16 protein-coding genes and 2 riboswitches are annotated in these 18,894 nt (G+C 63.6%); of the genes, 3 read left to right on the forward strand and 13 right to left on the reverse strand.

Annotated elements, in window-relative coordinates:
* The first annotated feature begins 67 nt into the window (after positions 1 to 67).
* The gene (locus PSELUDRAFT_RS00610; protein ID WP_157724978.1) at positions 68 to 982 is read left to right on the forward strand and encodes a DMT family transporter; all 915 of its coding nucleotides are present in this window, start codon (positions 68 to 70) and stop codon (positions 980 to 982) included.
* Between the two features lie 92 nt (positions 983 to 1,074).
* Here PSELUDRAFT_RS00610 and gcvP read toward each other — a convergent pair whose 3' ends face one another.
* The 4 genes from gcvP to gluQRS form a co-directional block, all read right to left on the reverse strand.
* The gene (gene gcvP, locus PSELUDRAFT_RS00615; protein WP_088965017.1) at positions 1,075 to 3,930 is read right to left on the reverse strand and encodes an aminomethyl-transferring glycine dehydrogenase; all 2,856 of its coding nucleotides are present in this window, start codon (positions 3,928 to 3,930) and stop codon (positions 1,075 to 1,077) included.
* 132 nt (positions 3,931 to 4,062) lie between these two features.
* Positions 4,063 to 4,449, reverse strand: coding sequence for a glycine cleavage system protein GcvH (gcvH, locus tag PSELUDRAFT_RS00620; protein WP_088965018.1), 387 nt, complete (start codon positions 4,447 to 4,449; stop codon positions 4,063 to 4,065).
* 81 nt (positions 4,450 to 4,530) lie between these two features.
* Entirely contained in the window at positions 4,531 to 5,616 is a 1,086-nt protein-coding gene (gcvT, locus tag PSELUDRAFT_RS00625; protein WP_088965019.1) for a glycine cleavage system aminomethyltransferase GcvT, read from the reverse strand.
* 33 nt (positions 5,617 to 5,649) lie between these two features.
* A riboswitch (glycine riboswitch) is annotated at positions 5,650 to 5,744 on the reverse strand.
* Positions 5,745 to 5,753: 9 nt separating this feature from the next.
* Positions 5,754 to 5,852: riboswitch (glycine riboswitch) on the reverse strand.
* A 163-nt stretch (positions 5,853 to 6,015) separates the two neighbouring features.
* Positions 6,016 to 6,912, reverse strand: coding sequence for a tRNA glutamyl-Q(34) synthetase GluQRS (gene gluQRS, locus PSELUDRAFT_RS00630; RefSeq protein WP_088965020.1), 897 nt, complete (start codon positions 6,910 to 6,912; stop codon positions 6,016 to 6,018).
* 69 nt (positions 6,913 to 6,981) lie between these two features.
* On the opposite strand from gluQRS, the gene fdxA reads away from it, so the two are divergent.
* A complete protein-coding gene (gene fdxA, locus PSELUDRAFT_RS00635) occupies positions 6,982 to 7,305 on the forward strand; it encodes a ferredoxin FdxA (protein ID WP_088965021.1) in 324 nt (107 codons plus the stop codon).
* A 42-nt stretch (positions 7,306 to 7,347) separates the two neighbouring features.
* Here fdxA and cheD read toward each other — a convergent pair whose 3' ends face one another.
* From cheD to PSELUDRAFT_RS00680, 9 genes are all read right to left on the reverse strand, one after another.
* Positions 7,348 to 7,950, reverse strand: a complete 603-nt coding sequence (gene cheD, locus PSELUDRAFT_RS00640) for a chemoreceptor glutamine deamidase CheD (protein WP_088965022.1) — start codon at positions 7,948 to 7,950, stop codon at positions 7,348 to 7,350.
* Positions 7,947 to 9,020, reverse strand: coding sequence for a chemotaxis response regulator protein-glutamate methylesterase (locus PSELUDRAFT_RS00645; protein WP_088965023.1), 1,074 nt, complete (start codon positions 9,018 to 9,020; stop codon positions 7,947 to 7,949). Before PSELUDRAFT_RS00645 ends, cheD begins: the two co-directional genes overlap by 4 nt.
* Before the next feature lie 3 nt (positions 9,021 to 9,023).
* Positions 9,024 to 9,884, reverse strand: coding sequence for a CheR family methyltransferase (locus PSELUDRAFT_RS00650; RefSeq protein ID WP_231895271.1), 861 nt, complete (start codon positions 9,882 to 9,884; stop codon positions 9,024 to 9,026).
* A complete protein-coding gene (locus PSELUDRAFT_RS19980) occupies positions 9,869 to 13,057 on the reverse strand; it encodes a methyl-accepting chemotaxis protein (RefSeq protein WP_088965024.1) in 3,189 nt (1,062 codons plus the stop codon). The genes PSELUDRAFT_RS00650 and PSELUDRAFT_RS19980 overlap by 16 nt, the downstream gene beginning before the upstream one ends.
* A gap of 12 nt (positions 13,058 to 13,069) precedes the next feature.
* Positions 13,070 to 13,567, reverse strand: coding sequence for a chemotaxis protein CheW (locus tag PSELUDRAFT_RS00660; RefSeq protein WP_088965025.1), 498 nt, complete (start codon positions 13,565 to 13,567; stop codon positions 13,070 to 13,072).
* Positions 13,568 to 13,592: 25 nt separating this feature from the next.
* Positions 13,593 to 15,743 carry a chemotaxis protein CheW gene (locus PSELUDRAFT_RS00665; RefSeq protein WP_088965026.1) on the reverse strand — a complete coding sequence of 717 codons (2,151 nt, stop codon included), beginning with the start codon at positions 15,741 to 15,743 and terminating at the stop codon, positions 13,593 to 13,595.
* A gap of 34 nt (positions 15,744 to 15,777) precedes the next feature.
* Positions 15,778 to 16,143 carry a response regulator gene (locus PSELUDRAFT_RS00670; protein ID WP_088965027.1) on the reverse strand — a complete coding sequence of 122 codons (366 nt, stop codon included), beginning with the start codon at positions 16,141 to 16,143 and terminating at the stop codon, positions 15,778 to 15,780.
* Between the two features lie 148 nt (positions 16,144 to 16,291).
* Positions 16,292 to 16,597, reverse strand: coding sequence for an STAS domain-containing protein (locus PSELUDRAFT_RS00675; protein WP_088965028.1), 306 nt, complete (start codon positions 16,595 to 16,597; stop codon positions 16,292 to 16,294).
* Positions 16,598 to 16,622: 25 nt separating this feature from the next.
* Positions 16,623 to 17,852 carry a PAS domain-containing sensor histidine kinase gene (locus tag PSELUDRAFT_RS00680; RefSeq protein WP_162291236.1) on the reverse strand — a complete coding sequence of 410 codons (1,230 nt, stop codon included), beginning with the start codon at positions 17,850 to 17,852 and terminating at the stop codon, positions 16,623 to 16,625.
* A 91-nt stretch (positions 17,853 to 17,943) separates the two neighbouring features.
* Here PSELUDRAFT_RS00680 and PSELUDRAFT_RS00685 point away from each other — a divergent pair, with 91 nt between their 5' ends.
* Positions 17,944 to 18,885 carry a chemotaxis protein gene (locus PSELUDRAFT_RS00685; protein WP_088965030.1) on the forward strand — a complete coding sequence of 314 codons (942 nt, stop codon included), beginning with the start codon at positions 17,944 to 17,946 and terminating at the stop codon, positions 18,883 to 18,885.
* The last annotated feature ends 9 nt before the right edge of the window (positions 18,886 to 18,894 follow it).

The following is an 18,894-nucleotide window of genomic DNA, read 5'->3' on the forward strand; positions in this document are numbered from 1 at the left end:
AAAATCGAATCATAGCATCGCCATAAATCCGCTTTTCGCAGCATTACGCCCCGGCCACAATGACTGCATGAAGACCGCTACCCCCACCCTCTCCCCTGCCGCCACGGGCGGCAACAGCGCCAGCGAGCAGCGCGGCACGCTGCTGATGACCGCCGGCGGCGTACTGCTCGGCAGCATCGGCATCTTCGTTACCGAAGCCCACCAGGACGCAGTGACCACGGTGCTGTTCCGCTGCCTGTTCGGCGGCCTGGCGCTGCTGCTATGGGGCGCAGCCAGCGGCAGGCTGGCGGAGTTGCGCCTGTCCGGGCGCGCACTGTTGGCCGCCGTGCTGGCCGGGGTGCTGATGGTGAGCAACTGGGCGTTGTTCTTTGCTGCCATTCCGATGACGTCCATCGGCGTGGCCACGGTGGTGTTTCACCTGCAGCCGTTCTGGGTGCTGCTGCTGGGCGCCTGGCTGCTGCGCGAGCATCTGTCGTCCACCCGCGCGCTGGCCTGCGGAGTGGCGCTGCTGGGGCTGGCGCTGGCCACCGGGCTGTTCGACCAGCCGGCCGCGCAGGTGCTGAGCAGCAGCTACCTTACCGGCCTGCTGCTGTGCCTGTTCGGCTCGCTGTGCTATGCCGGCGTGCCGCTGATCGCCAAGCTGGCGCCGGGTGTCAGCGCCTTCGCGCTGGCGTGGTGGCAGTGCGCGGTGGGTGTGCTGCTGAGCTGCTGGTGGCCGCTGTGGCATGGTTGGCCGCAAGCCGGCGCGGCCTGGGGCTGGCTGGTCGGCCTGGGCAGCCTGCACACCGGCCTTGCCTACGTGCTGCTGTATGCCGGCATGAGCCGGCTGCCCACCAGCCGCATCGCGGTGCTGCAGTTCATCTACCCGGCCACCGCCATCGTCATTGACTGGCTGGCCTACGGCCACGCACTCGGCCCGCTGCAGTTCGGTGGCCTGATCCTGCTGGGCGGTGCGCTGTGGACGGTGCGGCGCAGCGCCTGAGGGCACCTTGGCCAGGCTGTAAACAAACAAAAAGCCCCGCTTGCGCGGGGCTTTGCCATGCCGACGTTGGCCGCATGCGGCCAACCTTGGGCTTACTGGTAGCTGTCGATGGACGGGCAGCTGCAGATCAGGTTGCGGTCGCCGTATACGTCGTCGATACGGTTCACGCTCGGCCAGAACTTGTTTTCCAGCACGTACGGCAGCGGGAAGAAGGCTTCTTCGCGGCTGTACGGGCGGGTCCACTCACCGGCGATGTCTGCCTTGCTGTGCGGCGCGTTCACCAGCGGGTTGTTGTCCGCCGGCCATACGCCGTTCTGCACCTTGTCGATTTCCTGGCGGATGGCCAGCATCGCAGAGATGAAGTGGTCCAGCTCGGCCTTGGATTCGGATTCGGTCGGCTCGATCATCAGCGTGCCCGCTACCGGGAAGCTCATGGTCGGCGCGTGGAAGCCGTAGTCCATCAGGCGCTTGGCCACGTCCACCTCGGTCACGCCGGAGGCGGCCTTCAGCGGGCGCAGGTCGATGATGCACTCGTGTGCCACGCGGCCGTTGCGGCCGGTGTACAGCACCGGGTAGTGCCCCGACAGGTGCTTCATCAGGTAGTTGGCGTTCAGCAGCGCCATTTCGGTGGCGTGCTTCATGCCTTCCGCGCCCATCATGCGGATGTACATGTAGGAGATCGGCAAGATGGAAGCGGAGCCGAACGGCGCAGCGGATACCGCGCTCTGGCCGGCCACGGCGCCCGGTACGGCGGACACCACGTGGTTGGCCATGAACGGTGCCAGGTGCGACTTCATGCCGATCGGGCCCATGCCCGGGCCGCCGCCGCCGTGCGGGATGCAGAAGGTCTTGTGCAGGTTCATGTGCAGCACGTCGGCGCCGATGTCGGCCGGGCGGGTCAGGCCCACCTGGGCGTTCATGTTGGCGCCGTCCATGTACACCTGGCCACCGGCCGCGTGCACGATCTCGCAGATTTCCTTGATGCCTTCCTCGAACACACCGTGGGTGGACGGGTAGGTGATCATCAGCGCGCCGAGGTTGGCCGCATGCTGCTCGGCCTTGGCACGCATGTCGGCCATGTCCACGTTACCGTTGTCGTCGGTCTTCACCACCACGACCTGCATGCCCAGCATCTGCGCGGTGGCCGGGTTGGTACCGTGCGCGGATTGCGGGATCAGGCAGATGGTGCGGTGCGCTTCGCCACGGCTGGCGTGGAAGCGGCGGATCGCCAGCAGGCCGGCGTATTCGCCCTGCGCGCCGGAGTTCGGCTGGATGGAGATGGCGTCGAAACCGGTGATGGCCATCAGCTGCTGCTGCAGGCCTTCGATCATTTCCAGGTAGCCAGCAGTCTGCTCGCGCGGTGCGAACGGGTGCATGTTGGCGAATTCCGGCCAGGTGATCGGAATCATCTCGCTGGTGGCGTTCAGCTTCATGGTGCAGCTGCCGAGGCTGATCATGGAGTGGTTCATCGCCAGGTCGCGGTTTTCCAGCTTCTTGAGATAGCGCAGCATCTCGTGTTCGCTGTGGTGGGTGTTGAACACCGGGTGCGACAGGATGGCGGACTCACGCTTCAACGCGGCCGGGATGGCATCGGCGGCAGCGGCGTCCAGCGCCGCGATGTCGGCCGGCTTGCCGGTGAAGATTTCCACCAGCTGTGCCAGGTCGGCGGTGGTAGCGGCTTCATGGAAGGCCACGCCCAGCACGCCGTTGCCGGCGTCACGCAGGTTGATGCCGGCGGCCAGCGCAGCGGCGTAGACCTTGGCCGCATTGGCGCCCAGGTCAACCTGTACCGTGTCGTAGAAGCGATCGAACACCAGCTTGCCGCCGGCTGCCTTCACCGCGTGGGCGAAGATGGCTGCCATGCGGTGGATGCGAGCGGCGATGCGCTTCACGCCCTCGGCGCCGTGGTACACGGCATACATGCCGGCGATGTTGGCCAGCAGCACCTGCGAGGTACAGATGTTGGAGTTGGCTTTCTCGCGACGGATGTGCTGTTCGCGGGTCTGCAGCGCCATGCGCAGCGCGGTCTTGCCCTTGGCATCCACCGATACGCCGATGATGCGGCCCGGTGCCGAGCGCTTCATGTCGTCCTTGAACGCGAAGAAGGCAGCGTGCGGGCCGCCGAAGCCCATCGGCACGCCGAAGCGCTGGGTGTTGCCCACGGCCACGTCGGCGCCCATTTCGGCCGGCGACTTCAGTGCCACCAGTGCCATCACGTCAGCGGCAACTACTGCCAGCGCGCCCTTGGCCTTGGCAGCGGCAATGTACGGGGTCAGGTCCAGCAGCTCGCCGGATTCGCCCGGGTACTGGAACAGCACGCCGAAGTACTCGCCGTTGCCGGCTTCTTCCGGGTGGCCCTGCACCAGCTCGAAGCCGAAGTATTCGGCGCGGGTCCGCATCACGTCCAGGGTCTGCGGCAGCACGCGGCTGTCCACGAAGAACTGGTTGGACTTGGACTTGGACACGCGGCGCGCCATGGCCATGGCTTCGGCAGCAGCGGTGGCTTCGTCCAGCAGCGAGGCGTTGGCCACTTCCAGGCCGGTCAGGTCGATGATCATCTGCTGGAAGTTCAGCAGCGCTTCCAGGCGGCCCTGGGCGATTTCAGCCTGGTACGGGGTGTAGGCGGTGTACCAGCCCGGGTTTTCCAGCACATTGCGCAGGATCACGCCCGGGGTCAGCACCGGGTAGTAACCCAGGCCGATGAAGGAGTTGTTCACCACGTTCTTGCTGGCCACGGCCTTGAGGTCGGCCAGGGCGTCGGCTTCGCGCTGCGCCGGCGGCAGATCCAGCGCGCGGTTGAAGCGGATGTTGGCCGGCACGGTCTGCGCTACCAGGTCTTCCAGCGAGGAAGCGCCCACGTAGGACAGCATCTCGGCCTTCTCGGCCTCGCACGGGCCGATGTGGCGTTCGATGAATTCTTGATGATTGAAGAGTTGCGAGAGCGACATGTCTTCGATTCCGTCTTAGCTAGCCACACGATGCGCAGCGTCGGTGGGGTTGGCCGCAAGGCCCGCCCGCAGGGCGCATCGGGAGGCAAAAATACAAAAGCCCCGCCATCTTGCGACGGCAGGGCCCTTCGATCAGGCGCCGATTTCGGCTGCGTAGGCAGCGGCATCCATCAGGCGATCCAGATCAGCGGCGTTGGCCGGCTTGATCTTGAAGAACCAGGCTGCGCCGTACGGATCGCTGTTGGCCAGATCCGGAGCCGCTTCCAGATCGCTATTCACTTCCAGCACTTCGCCGGCGATCGGGGCGTAGATATCGGAGGCGGCTTTTACCGACTCCACCACACCTGCCTGTTCGCCTTCGCCCAGCTGGCTGCCAACGGCCGGCAGTTCCACGAACACGATATCGCCCAGCAGCTCCTGGGCATGTTCGGTGATGCCGATGCTAACGGTGCCGTCAGCTTCCAGGCGCAGCCATTCGTGGCTGGATACGTATTTCAGTTCGGCGGGAATGTTGCTCATGTGATTCTCCTGATGCAGATAGTTTGGATCTAGATTGGGTAGTACCGGGGCGACGCTCTCGCCTCGTCGTTATACACCAGCTTATTCAAAAACTTTCTTACCGTTGCGTACGAACGGCATTTTCACCACGCGAACCTCGGTAAGCGTGCCGCGCAGATCCACCAGGGCGGTGGCGCCGGTAGCGGCCGGCACGCGGGCAATGGCGATGGAATGCTTCAGGGTCGGCGAGAAAGTGCCGCTGGTGATGATGCCTTCGGCGCCATCCACCACTACTTTCAGGCCTTCGCGCAGTACGCCGCGGCCTTCCAGCACCAGGCCCACCTGCTTCATGGCCACACCGGCAGCCTTCTGGGCTTCCAGTGCCTTGCGGCCGGTGAAATCGCGCTCTTCCGGGTTCCAGGCGATGGTCCAGCCCATGCCGGCTTCCAGCGGCGACACGGTTTCGTCCATGTCGTGGCCGTACAGGTTCATGCCGGCTTCCAGACGCAGGGTATCGCGTGCACCCAGGCCGATCGGCGCTACGCCGGCAGCTTGCAGCTGGTTGAAGAAGGTGATGGCTTCGGCAGCGGGAATCATGATTTCCAGGCCGTCTTCACCGGTGTAACCGGTGCGGGCCACGAACCATTCGCCGAACGGCAGGCCCTGGAATACTTTCAGGCCCTGGATGGCTTCTGCCCAGTCCGGCTTAACGGCACAGACTTTGGCAATGGCCTGCGGACCTTGCACGGCCAGCATGGCCAGGTCGCGGCGCACTTTCAGTGCCACGTCGAAACCGGCGGACTGCTTGTCCATCCATGCCAGGTCTTTTTCGGTGGTGCCGGCGTTGATCACCATGCGGTAACCGTTGGCCGCAAGGTAAACGATCAGATCGTCCACCACGCCGCCTTGCTCGTTGAGCATGCCGGAGTAGAGTGCCTTGCCTTCGAAGCCCAGTTTGGACACGTCGTTGGCGATCAGCTTTTGCAGCCAGGCTTTGGCGTCGCTGCCGGTGATGTCCACCACGGTCATGTGGGACACATCGAACATGCCGGCGTCGTTACGCACGATTTCATGTTCTTTCAGCTGCGAGCCGTAATGAATGGGCATTTCCCAGCCGGCAAAGTCAACCATCTTTGCATTGGCGGCAATATGCGCATCAAACAGTGGGGTACGTTTCGGGGCCGTCATGGGCAAATCCTCGGAGTGAGTTATTCCTCTATCTCACACCCCTCTGTCCATGCACCTGAGATTTTCCGGCATTGCGCCGTTAGCCCCTTCGGTGGGCGCGATATGCGCCGCTCTCCAGATTCAGCCGATCTTGCGACCGGATTCTTGCAGTCCTTTTGCCTGAGCGATTGCGGGTGCACTTGCGCCTTCGGCGGCAACCGGCCTATCGGCTAGCTGCGCTCTCCTGCGTGAATGGCCGGATTATCGTCGCGCCCTGCCGGCTTGGCAAGTCGGGTTTTGTCCATTTTTCAGATACTTGCGACAAGTCCTGGACAAAAAAGCATGATATTTCGCTTTACGGCCAAGCAGTTAGCCACAAACCAGCCGCCAGGGGCTGTTGGCGCCAGCGTTGCAAGATGCTCAAACAATTGTCACCGGCCCGGCCGGTACCTGTGTCAGCTGCCAGTGGCTGTGGGCCCACTGCCACAGTTCCGCCACCGTCCCCGCCGCGCTTGGCGCCGCATGCCCCAGCCGTTGCAGGGCCTGGCGCAGCTCCTGTGCGGCCAACGTTGGCGAGATGGCCGGCGCCAGCGTCTGTTTGGAAAGCTTCTCGCCGGCGGCATTCACCATCAGCGGCAGGTGGCAGTGGCTGACCGCCGGCCCGCCCAGGCATTGCCGCAGCCACAGCTGGCGCGGCGTGGACACCAGCAGGTCGGCGCCGCGCACGATGTCGTTGATGCCCTGCGCGATATCGTCCACCACCACCGCCAGCTGATAGGCCCAGAAGCCATCGGCACGCAGCAGCACGAAGTCGCCGATATCGCGCTGCAGCTGCTGCGCGTAATAGCCCTGCAGGCGATCATCGAAACCCAGCTCTTCATCCGGTACCTGCAGCCGCCAGGCACGCGGGCTGCGCCCCGGCGCCAGCCCGTGGCGGCAGGTGCCCGGGTAGACCATGCCGTCCAGCCCGCGCAGGCCGTGCTCGCTGATTTCCTTGCGGGTACAGCCGCAGCCATAGGCATCGCCCTGGGCAACGAGCTGGTCCAGCGCCGCGCGGTACAGCTGATGGCGCTGGCTCTGGTACACCACCTCGCCATCCCACTCGAAGCCGAAGACTTCCAGCGTGCGCAGGATGTTGGCTGCAGCACCAGGCATTTCGCGCGGAGGGTCGAGATCTTCCATGCGCAGCAGCCACTGGCCGCCGCGGCGACGGGCTTCCAGGTAGCTGCCCACGGCCGTGGTCAGCGAGCCGGCGTGCAACAGGCCGGTGGGGCTGGGGGCAAAACGGCCACGGTAAGCGGGATCAGGGGCAGACATTCGGCGCGGAGCAAACAATAATCACAGCTGGCTACCGATAACGGTGTGCACAGCCGTGGAGGGCGAAAAATGACGCACGTTGTAACCGAAGCCTGCATCAAATGCAAATACACCGACTGCGTGGAGGTGTGCCCGGTGGACTGCTTCCACGAAGGCTCCAACTTCCTGGCCATCGACCCGGACGAGTGCATCGATTGCACGCTATGCGTGCCGGAATGCCCGATCGATGCCATCACCACCGAGGAGGATCTGCCGCCGGCGCAGCACCACATGCTGGCGCTGAATGCCGAGTTGTCCAGGGTCTGGCCGGTGATCGTGCAGCAGAAGGAGCCGCTGCCGGATCACGAGCACTGGGCCAAGGAGACAGGCAAGCTGCCGCTGCTGGAGCGCTAGATATCGCAAGTTGGCCGCAGCCTGCGGCCAACCCTGCCCGGCTCAGATGAACAGATCCACGTCGCCGCCGGTCTTGCGTTCGCTGTCGCTGTCGATGCGGCGGCGGTAGCTTTCTTCTTCCTGCACCAGGGTATGCTGCGGGCGGAGTTTCTTGATCAGCACCTTGCCGCTGTCGGTGAAGAAATACACCTTGCGTGCGATGTCGGCGCCCAGGTCCTCCGCCACGATGGGGATGTTTTCCTGCGCCAGGAAGGCTCGCACGAAGCCGGCATTGCGCTGGCCGATATTCGCCTTGCTGATGCCGTCCAGCACGTTGCCGCCGCCGAACACCTTGGCTTCCAGGCTGCGGCGGCTGGCACCGAGCTTGAGCATGTCGTTGATCAGCAGCTCCATGGCGTGGGTGCCGAAACGCGCCGGCATCAGGCTGTCGCGGTTGCCGTTGCCGTGGTCCGGCAGCATGAAGTGATTCATGCCGGCAATGCCGGTTTCGCGGTCGCGCAGGCAGGCGGACACGCAGGAGCCCAGCACCGTTACCAGCAGCAGGCCGTCGTCGGTGGCCTGGAACTCGCCCGGCAGCAGCTTGGCGGCGTGGCGGTTGAAATGTTTGTCGAGGTAGCGGTGTTCCGCATGACCGGCCAGCATCATGCCTCCCGCTTCTGTTGGCCGCACAGATAGGCCAGCACGCGCTCGGCCATGCGCGGCAGCGGCACCACTTCGTGCACCGCGCCGATCTCGTAGGCGGCGCGCGGCATGCCGTACACCACGCTGCTGGCCTGATCCTGCCCCAGATTGTAGCTGCCGGCCTCGCGCATGCGCAGCATGCCGGCAGCGCCATCCTTGCCCATGCCGGTGAGGATCACCCCTACCGCGCGCTTGCCCAGCAAGGCCGCCGCCGAGTCGAACAGCACATCCACCGACGGGCGATGGCGATTCACCGCCTCGCCCTGATCCAGGTGGGTGAACAGCTGGCCACCGCGGCTCACCACGCTCAGGTGCGAGTGGCCCGGCGCGATGTAGATATTGCCGGCCTGCAGCGGCTGGCCGTCGCTGGCTTCGCATACCGCCATGGCACAGCACTGGTCCAGGCGGTTGGCGAACGACAGCGTGAAATGCTCCGGCATGTGCTGCACCACCAGCACCGGCGGGGTATTGGCCGGCAGGCCGCTGAGGAATTCGCGCAGCGCCTCGGTGCCGCCGGTGGAGGCGCCCGCCACGATCACGGCATCCTTGCGCAGAATGTTCTGGCTGCCCGCCAGCGGCACAGGCTGTGGCTGCGCCTGGACGAAACGGCTGGGTAGTTGCACGCGCGCGGCGGCGGCGGTGCGTATCTTGTCGCAAATCAGCTCGGCATACTCCTGCATGCCACGGCCGATATCGACCTGCGGCTTTTCAATACAATCCACCGCGCCCAGCTCCAGCGCGCGCAGGGCGATGTCGGAGCCGGCGGCGGTCAGCGAGGAAATCATCAATACCGGAGTTGGCCGCAAGCTCATCAGCCGGCGCAGGAACTCCAGGCCATCCATGCGCGGCATTTCCACGTCCAGGGTGATCACGTCCGGGTTGCTTTCGCGGATGCGCTCGCGCGCGGCCACCGGGTCCGGCGCCACCGCTACCACTTCCATGTCCGGCTCGGCATTGATGATCTTGCCCAGCAGCTCGCGTATCAGCGCCGAGTCGTCCACCACCACCACGCGTATCTTGCGTCCCGCTGCCATGCGTTATCCACCCGCCAGGCGGTAAGCAGTCTTGCCGCATGGCACAAAGGTCTGACTGATGTGCTGGATGTTCTCGGAGTGGCCCAAGAACAGCAGCCCGTGCGGCTTCAGGTAGCGGGCGAAGTGTTCGATGATGCCGGCCTGCGTCGGCTTGTCGAAGTAGATCAGCACATTGCGGCAGAAGATCACGTCGAACAGCCCCAGCTGCGGCCAACTATCGTCCACCAGGTTGATGCGGCAGAAGCGGATCTGCTGCGCATAGCTGGCCTTCACCTTGACCTTGCCGGCATTGCCGCCCACGCCGCGCACGAAAAACTGCCGCAGCAGCTCCGGCGCCAGCGAGGCGACCCGGTCGGCGCCGTAGACGCCGGCCGCCGCCTTGGCCAGTACATTGGTATCGATGTCGGATGCCACGATATCGTAGCTGCCACCGGCCAGACTTTGCGCCAGCGTAAACAATATCGAATAAGGCTCCTCGCCGGTGGAGGCAGCCGAACTCCACACCCGGTAGCCGCCCTCGTCGCCGGCATGCTGCCGCGCATGCTGGCGCAGGATGTCGAAATGGTGGCCCTCGCGGAAGAAGGCGGTCAGGTTGGTGGTGAGCGCATTGATGAAGTGCTCCCACTCCCGCTCGCCCTGCGGGGAATGCAGCAGCGCCAGGTAGTCGGCAAACGAGCGGAAGCCCTGGTGGCGCACCCGCTTGGCGAGCCGGGCATACGCCATATGGTTCTTGGCGTCGCTCAGCGCGATGCCGGTGCGGTCGTACAGCAGCGATCTGACCGCGTGGAAATCCGCCTCGGAAAAGTGCAGATCACGCGGAAAGATCGCGCCGTCGTCGCTGGCCGGCTTCAGAACTCCTCCCACTCGCCTTCATCACTGGGTACGGGATGCAGGGGCGAATGCACCGCCGGCGCATGGTTGCGCACCACGGCCGGAGCCTGGGCGCCCGCCGGTTTGGGCAGCACGATAGCCTGCCGCGCCACCGGCGCCGCGGCGCTGGCGACATGGTTGGTCGCCGGTCGTGCGGCACGGGCGCTGCTGTCCAGGTGGAAGATGGATACCGCATCCAGCAATACGCCGGCCTGCTCTTCCAGCGATTCGGCAGCGGCGGCGGCTTCTTCCACCAGCGCGGCGTTCTTCTGGGTGTTCTCGTCCATCTGGCTCACCGCCAGGTTCACCTGCTCGATGCCGGAACTCTGCTCGATGGAAGCGGAAGAAATCTCGCTCATGATGTCGGCCACGCGGCGGATGGAGGTCACGATCTCCTCCATGGTCCGGCCGGCTTCGTCCACCAGGCGCGAGCCGGATTCCACCTTGTCCACCGAGTCGCCGATCAGGCCCTTGATCTCCTTGGCGGCGGCGGCGGAACGCTGCGCCAGGTTGCGCACTTCGCTGGCCACCACCGCAAAGCCGCGGCCCTGCTCGCCGGCGCGCGCGGCTTCCACCGCGGCGTTCAGCGCCAGGATGTTGGTCTGGAAGGCGATGCCGTCGATCACGCTGATGATGTCCACGATCTTGGTGGCGCTCTGGTTGATCTCGTTCATGGTGGATACCACCTGTCCTACCACCACCCCGCCGCGCGAGGCGATGTCGGAAGCGCCCACCGCCAGGCTGTTGGCCCGACGCGAGTTATCGGCGTTCTGCTTCACGGTGCTGGTGATCTCTTCCATGCTGGAAGCGGTTTCCTCCAGGCTGGCCGCCTGCTGTTCGGTACGGCTGGACAGGTTGCTGTTGCCGGCGGAAATCTCGCGTGCCGCGGTGTTGATCGCCGAGGCGGCGTCCTGGATATTGCCGACGATCTCGCGCAGGCGCTGCACGGTCTGGTTGGTATCGGTCTTCAGCTGGCCGAACATGCCCTGGTAGTCGGCGGCGATGGTGCGGGTCAAGTCGCCCTTGGCCAGCGCACCCAGCACGGTGGCCACGTCGCTCAGGCCCTGGTTGGAGACTTCCATCAGCTGGTTGATCTGCTCGGACAGGCTGGCGAAGAAGCCGCTCTTGCCGTGCATCGGGATGCGCTGCAGGAAGTCGCCACGCACCGCGGCGCCGACGATATCGGACACTTCCTGCTCCACACGCACTTCGTCGGTGCGGTCCGCCCACTCCACCACCGAGCCCAGGCGCTCGCCGCCATCGCTGAATACCGGGTTGGCGGTCAGGCGGAAGGTGCGGCCCCCCACCACGATCTGCGCAGTGTAGGTCTGCTTGAGCGAGGCCAGCAGCTCGCGCTGGTGCGCCGGGTTGCGATGGAAGCCATCCATATTGGTGCCCAGCAGATGGTGGGAATCGAAGTTCGGCAGTGCCTTCTTGATGTCGGCTTCGGCATTGCGCAGCATCTCCTGCACGCTGCGGTTCATGTAGATGATGGTGCGTTCGTTGTCGGCAATCATCACGTTGGACGACACATTGTCCAGCGCCTTGCGGATGCGGGTGTTCTCCGCCAGCATCTTCTGCTCGTCTTCACGCCGCTGCTGCTCCTCGCGCTCCGCCTGCAGCCGGTCGGTAATGTCCGCCCACTCCACCACCGAGCCCAGGCGCTCGCCGGCATCGCTGACCACCGGGTTGGCGATCAGGCGGAACGAGCGCTTTCCGACCACGATGTTGGCGGTGTAGGTCTGCTGCAGGCTGGCTAGCAGCTCACGCTGGTGCGCCGGATTACGGTGGAAGCCATCCATGCTGGTACCCAGCAGCGTGCGCGAATCGAAGTTCGACAGCACCTGACGGATATCAGCCTCGGCATTGCGCAGCATGTCCTGCACGCTGCGGTTCATGTAGATGATGGTGCGATCGGCATCGGCGATCATCACGTTGGTGGTGACATTGTCCAGCGCCTTGCGGATGCGGGTGTTTTCCGCCATCTGGCGCAGCTCCTCCTGACGCTTGTCCTGCTCCTGCGCCTGCAGCTTCAGCTGTTCGGTAATGTCCTGCCACTCCACCACCATGCCGAGGGTCTTGCCCTTGCCGTTGTCGATGGGGTTCACCAGCAGTACAAACGTGCGGCCGCCCACTTCGATCTGCGCACGATGGGTGCCGCGCAGATTGGCCAGCAGCTTGCGCTGGTAGTCCGGGTGCTTGTGGAAACCGTCAATGTTGCTGCCCACCACGCCGCGGGCGCTGAAGTTGGGCAGCTCCTTGCGGATGTCGGCTTCGGCATTGGCCAGCATGCCCTGCACCGCGCTGTTGGCGTACACCACCACACCGTTGGCATCGGCAATCATGATGTTGGTGGCGGCCACGTCCAGCGCGTTGCGCACCAGGATGTTGTCCACCGCCTTGTCCGCCGCCTGCTTCATGAAGAAGGCCAGGCTGCTGTTGTCGCCGGCAGCCAGTTGCAGATTGGTTTCCAGCGAGCCGGAGCTGAGTTCCTTCATCACCTGCGCCGCCACCGACGGCTCGCACCCCAGGGTGCGGAACAGGCTGCGGCCGATCAGCCAGGCAGCCAGCACGCCCGCCAGTAGCGATGCGGCCAACAGCATCATGGTCATCTGCAGGGTGTTGTCGGCAGCCTGGCGCATGCCGGCGGCACGCGTTTCGGCCTGGCCTTCTTCATAGCCCACCAGTTTCTCGATGCTGCTCTGGTAGGCCAGCTGGCTGGGACGCAGGCGCGAGAGCAGGAAGGACTTGGCTTCCTCCGCCTGGCCGGCCTTGAACAGCTGGCTGAAGTGCTGCAGGTCGGCGCGATAGCTCTGGTCGGATTGCCGCATCGCAGCCTCCAGCGACTGGGCGTCGGTGGTGGCCGGATATTGCTTCAGCTTGGCGAACTCGGTCTCGATGGCGACCATCGCATCCTCGGCCGCCTTGACCTGCTGAGCCGCCAGCGTGACGTCCGGGGTCAGCAGCGCGGTGCGTACGGTGCGCGCGGTTTCATTGACGTGGTCGGAAATATGGTTGGCCGCAGCCGCGCGTGGCAGGTGGTCCTGCGACACCGCCACGATCTCCGTCGAGATCATGTTCAGCCGGGCGATGCCCAGCAGCGAAGTTGCCGCGATCAGCAGCAGCAAGATGCCAAAGCCCAACACCAGCAGGTTCTTTACTTTCATGTTGTCCGCCCCTTACACGTTGGCCGCAAGCGCGGTGTCCATCAGCGCCATTTCCTGACTGCTCATCAACTTCTCGATATCCACCATGATGATCATGCGTTCACCGATGGCACCCAGCCCCTGGATGTAGGCGGTGTCCATCACCGCGCCGAATTCCGGCGCCGGCTTGATGTCCTCGCCGGACAGCTCGATCACGTCGGATACACCGTCCACCACCATGCCCACCGTGCGCCCCAGCACGTTGAGGATGATCACCACGGTGAAATCGTTGTAAACGATGTTGCCCACCCCGAACTTGATGCGCATGTCGATGATGGGCACGATGTGGCCGCGCAGGTTGATCACCCCCTTGATGAACTCCGGCGACTTCGCCAGCCGGGTCACTGCGTCGTAGCCGCGAATCTCCTGCACCTTCAGGATGTCGATGCCGTACTCTTCCTGCCCCAGGGTGAACACCAGGAACTCCCGGCGCTGGGCATCGGCTTCCGCTACCGTTCTCAAATCCGCCATGATGTGTGCCGCCTCGCGTTCCGTTTCAAGGTAAAACCGCCAGCGCCTCGCTAGGCGCCGGTTTGTGCATATCGATACGGACAATCGCGCCGACATCCAGAATCAGCGCCACGCGACCGTCCCCCAGGATGGTGGCGCCGGACAGGCCCTCCACCTTCCGGTAGTTTGCTTCTATGTTCTTCACCACGAACTGCTGCTGCCCCAGCAGCTCGTCCACCTGCAGCGCATATTTCTGCCCGCCGGCTTCCACCACGATCAGGATCGCCTGCTCCGGTGCCTGGTACTGCGGCACGATGTTGAAGGCGTCGGCGATATTGACGATGGGCAGATACTCGCCGCGAATGCTGACAATGCGGCCGCGGCCGACAATCAGCTTCACATCCTCCGGCCGCGGCTGCAGCGACTCCAGGATGTAGTTCAGCGGCAGCACATAGGTTTCTTCGCCCACCATCACCGACATGCCGTCCATGATGGCCAGCGTCAGTGGCAGGCGGATGGTCATGGTGGTGCCAATGTCGGCCATGCTGCTGATGTCGATGCGCCCGCCCATGGCCACGATGTTCTTGCGCACCACATCCATGCCCACACCGCGGCCGGATACGTCGGTCACCTCGCTGGCGGTGGAAAAACCCGGCTCGAAGATCAGCGCCCACACCTCGGCATCGCTCATGCCGTCCTGCACCGCCAGGCCGCGCTCGCGCGCCTTGGCCAGAATCTTGTCGCGGTGCAGACCGGCGCCGTCGTCGGTGACCTCGATGACGATGCTGCCGCCTTCGTGGAAGGCGCGCAGTGTCAGCAGGCCGCCGGCCTGCTTGCCCTTGGCCAGCCGTTCCTGCGGCGACTCGATGCCGTGGTCCAGGCTGTTGCGCACCAGGTGGGTCAGCGGGTCGGACAGCTTTTCGATGAAGCCCTTGTCCAGCTCGGTGCTCTCGCCCACCATTTTCAGCTCCACCTGCTTGTCGAGCTTGGCGGCCAGATCGCGCACCACGCGCGGAAAGCGCTGGAACACGAAAGAGATCGGCATCATGCGGATGGACATCACCGCCTCCTGCAGTTCGCGTGAATTGCGCTGCAACAGGGAGATGCTGTTGAGCAGTTTTTCGTGCGCCACGGTATCCAGCCCACCGCCGTACTGCACCAGCATGGACTGGGTGATCACCAGCTCGCCCACCAGGTTGAGCAGCAGATCCACTTTTTCGGTGCTGACACGAATGGAGTTCTCGCCGCTCTGGGCTGTGCCGCTGGCTCGCGCTTCCACCCGGGTGCCGGCCTGCGGTGCGGGCGGCGCTTCCACCGTTGCCACCGGCGCCGGCGGTACAGGGTTGGCCGCAACAGCCGGCAAGGGCTGGAACAGACCGAAACCGTCCTCTTCGTAGGCAATGTGCGGATCGGCCACCGCCACCGTGGCGGGCAGCGGCGCAAACAGGCCAAAGCCGTCTTCCTCGTGCAGCACGTCGGCGGCGAGCGCTGCATCGTCCGCCACGCCGAACAGACCGAAGCCGTCGTCCTCGATGGTGACATCCGCCAGCACGCGGAACGACGCCGGCTCCAGCACGAAGGCCAGCATTTCGGCCACTTCGTCACGGCCTACCCGGGTGGTCAGCAGCGCGATTGCCGGCAAACCGATCTCGGCCGCCGACTGGTTGATGATTTCCAGCTCGCCCAGGTTGCCCAGCCGCTGCCAGATGTCCGCCTCGGGCAACGCCAGCGGCGGATGCAGCTCGATGTGCAGCCTGGCGCTGACCGCCGCCGCCACCTCGATGGCAGCCACAGCCGGCGCCGCCTGCTGCGACACCGCCAGCTGCACCAGCACCTGTTTGAGGGCATCCACCCGCGCCGACGGCACCGCATCGGCGCCGCGGTGATGCGCCAGCATGTCCTTGAGCAGGTCGCCGGACTGCAGCGCGGCATCGACGATCTGCCGGCTCAGCGGCAACTCAAGCTTGCGCACCTTGTCCAGCAGGTTTTCCAGCACGTGGGTCAGGTCCGCCAGGTCGGAGAACCCGAAAGTGGCCGCCCCACCCTTGATGGAATGGGCGGCGCGGAAAATGGCGTTCAGGTCTTCGCTGTCGGGGCTGGCAATGTCGATTGCCAGCAGCAGCGATTCCATATTGGCCAGGTGTTCGGCGGTTTCATCAAAAAACACCTGGTGAAACTGGGACATATCGAAAGACATTGCACCCCCTCTTTGGGATGGATCAGCGCAAGCTTCAGCCCACTAGGCGACGGACAACATCAATCAGTTTTTGCGGATCGAACGGCTTGACCAGCCAGCCGGTAGCGCCGGCGGCACGACCCTGTGCCTTCATCTGGTCACTGGATTCGGTAGTCAGCATCAGGATGGGCGTGGCGGCATAGCTGGGCAGCTGCCGCAGCGCACGGATCAGCGACAGCCCGTCCATGCCCGGCATGTTCTGGTCGGTGAGCACCAGGTCAACCTGGGTGGCTTGCGCCTTGGTCAGGCCGGCATTGCCGTCGACCGCCTCCACCACCTCGTACCCGGCGCTTTTCAGGGTAAAGGTCACCATCTGCCTGATAGAGGCCGAGTCATCCACTGTGAGTATTTTTTTGGCCATAGCCCAGCAATCCAGTCTTTCCGAAGGAAGATCACACCCCACCCTGCCTGTCTCTCTGTGCTGCAGGCATGGGGGCGACAACAACTAAACGGCGCAGCCAGGCCCCGCTATCGCGGTGCAGCCAGCAACGCGATGCGAAGCCCGGCTGTCAGCGAATGGTGAACAGCTTGGTGAAGCAGGCGATTTCCAGCACCTGACGCACGGTATCGCGACAGTTCACCAGCGCCAGATCCTTGCCCGCGGCGCCTGCGCGCTCCTTCAGCAGCAGCAGCATGCCAAGAGCGGAGCTGTCCAGATAAGGCACTTGCTCGAAATCGACCTCAATGCTGGTGATGGCGCTGCTTTCCAGCAGCTCCTGGCTGGCGGCACGAAAATCCTTGTGCACATTGAAGTCAAACTGCCCGACCAGGACAATTGACCCTTTCTTACCTTCAATCTTGACAATCGGTTTCATACTGTAAGCTGCTCCTTCATTTGCCTCAGGCTGCCGGCAGCCGGAGTTCGAAGATTGTCATATCGCCATCGCGCAGATATTTGATCGACCCATTCATATCCTCGACCACTCTCTTGACAATGGCAAGTCCAAGTCCGGTGCCATTTGCTCTTGTGGTAAAGAACGGATCGAAAATCTGTTGCTGCACGCTGTCCGGAATCGGCTCCCCCTGGTTGCCTACCCGCAACAGCAAATAACCGCCCTGCAGTGCGGTGCCGATATGCACCCGGCCTTGCGGCGGGCTGAACTGGCAGGCATTTTCAACCAAATTGACCAATGCGCCAACCAAGTCCGAGCGAATGGCATGCACGAACGCCGATCCGCCCAACTCCGGCAGCCACTGCAGCTGCTTCTTTTCCAGCAACGGTTGCACGATGGTTTCCACTTCCTGCAGCAGCGCATTCACTTCCAGCCGCGCCTGCTCGCCGGCCACCACGCCGGAGCGCACGAAGCTCAGCATGTCCTGCACCAGTGATTCCAGCGCCTGCAACCGCTCCACCACCTTGCTGGCAAAGCGTGTCCGCGCCGCTTCCGGCAGATTGTCCTGACGCAGGTTGGCCGCATACAACAGTGCCGTTGCCAGCGGCGTGCGTATCTGGTGCGCCAGGCTGGCCGCCATGCTGCCCATGGAGGCCAGCTTGGCCTGCTGCGCCAGTTGCTCGTGCAATTCCCGCAGATGGGTTACGTCCACCAGCAGCATGAAGCTGCCCTGATCCTGCAGAGCAACTTCGGCTGCCGAAACAAAACTTATCGAACCATCCGGGTGATGCCGCAGGTACTCGCCATCCTGGCTGTCACGCTGCAACCATTCGGCCATCTGCCAGTTTCGCCCGGTCGGCAGATCCGGCAACAGCTTGCCTGCCGCATGGTTGATCTGGGTAACGACGCCGGCATCATCCAGTTCCACCACCCCTACCGGCATGGCAGCCAGCAGCGCGGTCAGCTTGGCTGCCAGCCGCTCGTTGGCTGCGGACTTCAGCACCAGCTCGTCATTGGCCTGCTGCAGCTGACTGTTGAGCTCCGCCACCTGCCCTTCCAGCAATTTGTAGGCGCGAATCAGCTCATCGGTAACGCTGTTGAAGTGCTCGAAAACCTCGCGCAGCTGCTCACTATTGTCCTGCATTGATAAAATCCCCGCCCCGTTGTCGCGCTTGATTTGTAAAAATTGGTTAATCAGTATGATAATGCCCGCTGACGAGCTGCATGGTGGCCACACTGCGCCTGCTTTGGCCTTTTTGCCTGAAAACTTGTATTAATAGTATTGTCAGCGATTCCGTTACGCGACGGTCAACCCTCCGGAGGTTTCCGTGTCAGAACTGCTTAAAAAAATTGATGCCCGTACCAAACTGGCAGGAACCAACAAGCTGGAGATCCTGCTGTTCTCGCTCGGTATTGACCAGCGTACCGGCCGAAAAGAGACCTTTGGCATCAACGTGTTCAAAGTCAGGGAAGTCATGCGTACGCCGGAGATCACTTCGGCGCCGGAAATGCCGTCCTCTGTTGAAGGCATGGTCAGCCTGCGCGGCAGCCTGGTACCGGTAATCGACCTGGCCAAATACGCCGGAGTGATCAGCGACAAGCGTCCGGAAATCATGATCGTCACCGAATACAACGGTCACACCCAGGGCTTCCTGGTGGAGGCGGTAGACACCATCCTGCGCCTGGACTGGGCTGCCATGCGCGTACCGCCGGAAATGATCACCAACCGCATGGGCGGCCTGGTGACCGCCGTCACCGAGCTGGACAACGGCACGCTGGTGATGATGATGGACGTGGAAAAGGTACTGGCGGAAACCGCCATGTACAGCGACGAGCACCAGTTCATCAATATCGAACCGCTGCGCGAAGAGCGCATGGTCTACTTCGCCGACGACTCGGCCGTAGCCCGCAAGCAGATTGAACGCACTTTCCAGGCCATGCAGGTGAAATACGCCTACGCCATCAACGGCATGCGCGCCTGGGAAGACCTGCAGCGCATGGCAGGCCAGGCGGAACTGGCCGGGCGCAAGCTCAATGATGTGGTACACCTGATCCTGACCGACGTGGAAATGCCGGAGATGGACGGCTATATGCTGACCAAAATGGTGAAAACCGATCCGCGCTTTGCCGGCATTCCTGTGCTGATGCATTCCTCCTTGTCCGGTCAATCCAACCAGAAGCTGGGCGAATCTGTTGGCGTGGATGCCTATGTATCCAAGTTCGAGCCGCAGAAGCTGTCGATGAAAATCCGCGAAATGCTGAAAATCTGACCCGACGTC

This window comes from Vogesella sp. LIG4, assembly GCF_900090205.1.
In the GTDB taxonomy this organism is placed as follows: Bacteria; Pseudomonadota; Gammaproteobacteria; order Burkholderiales; family Chromobacteriaceae; genus Vogesella.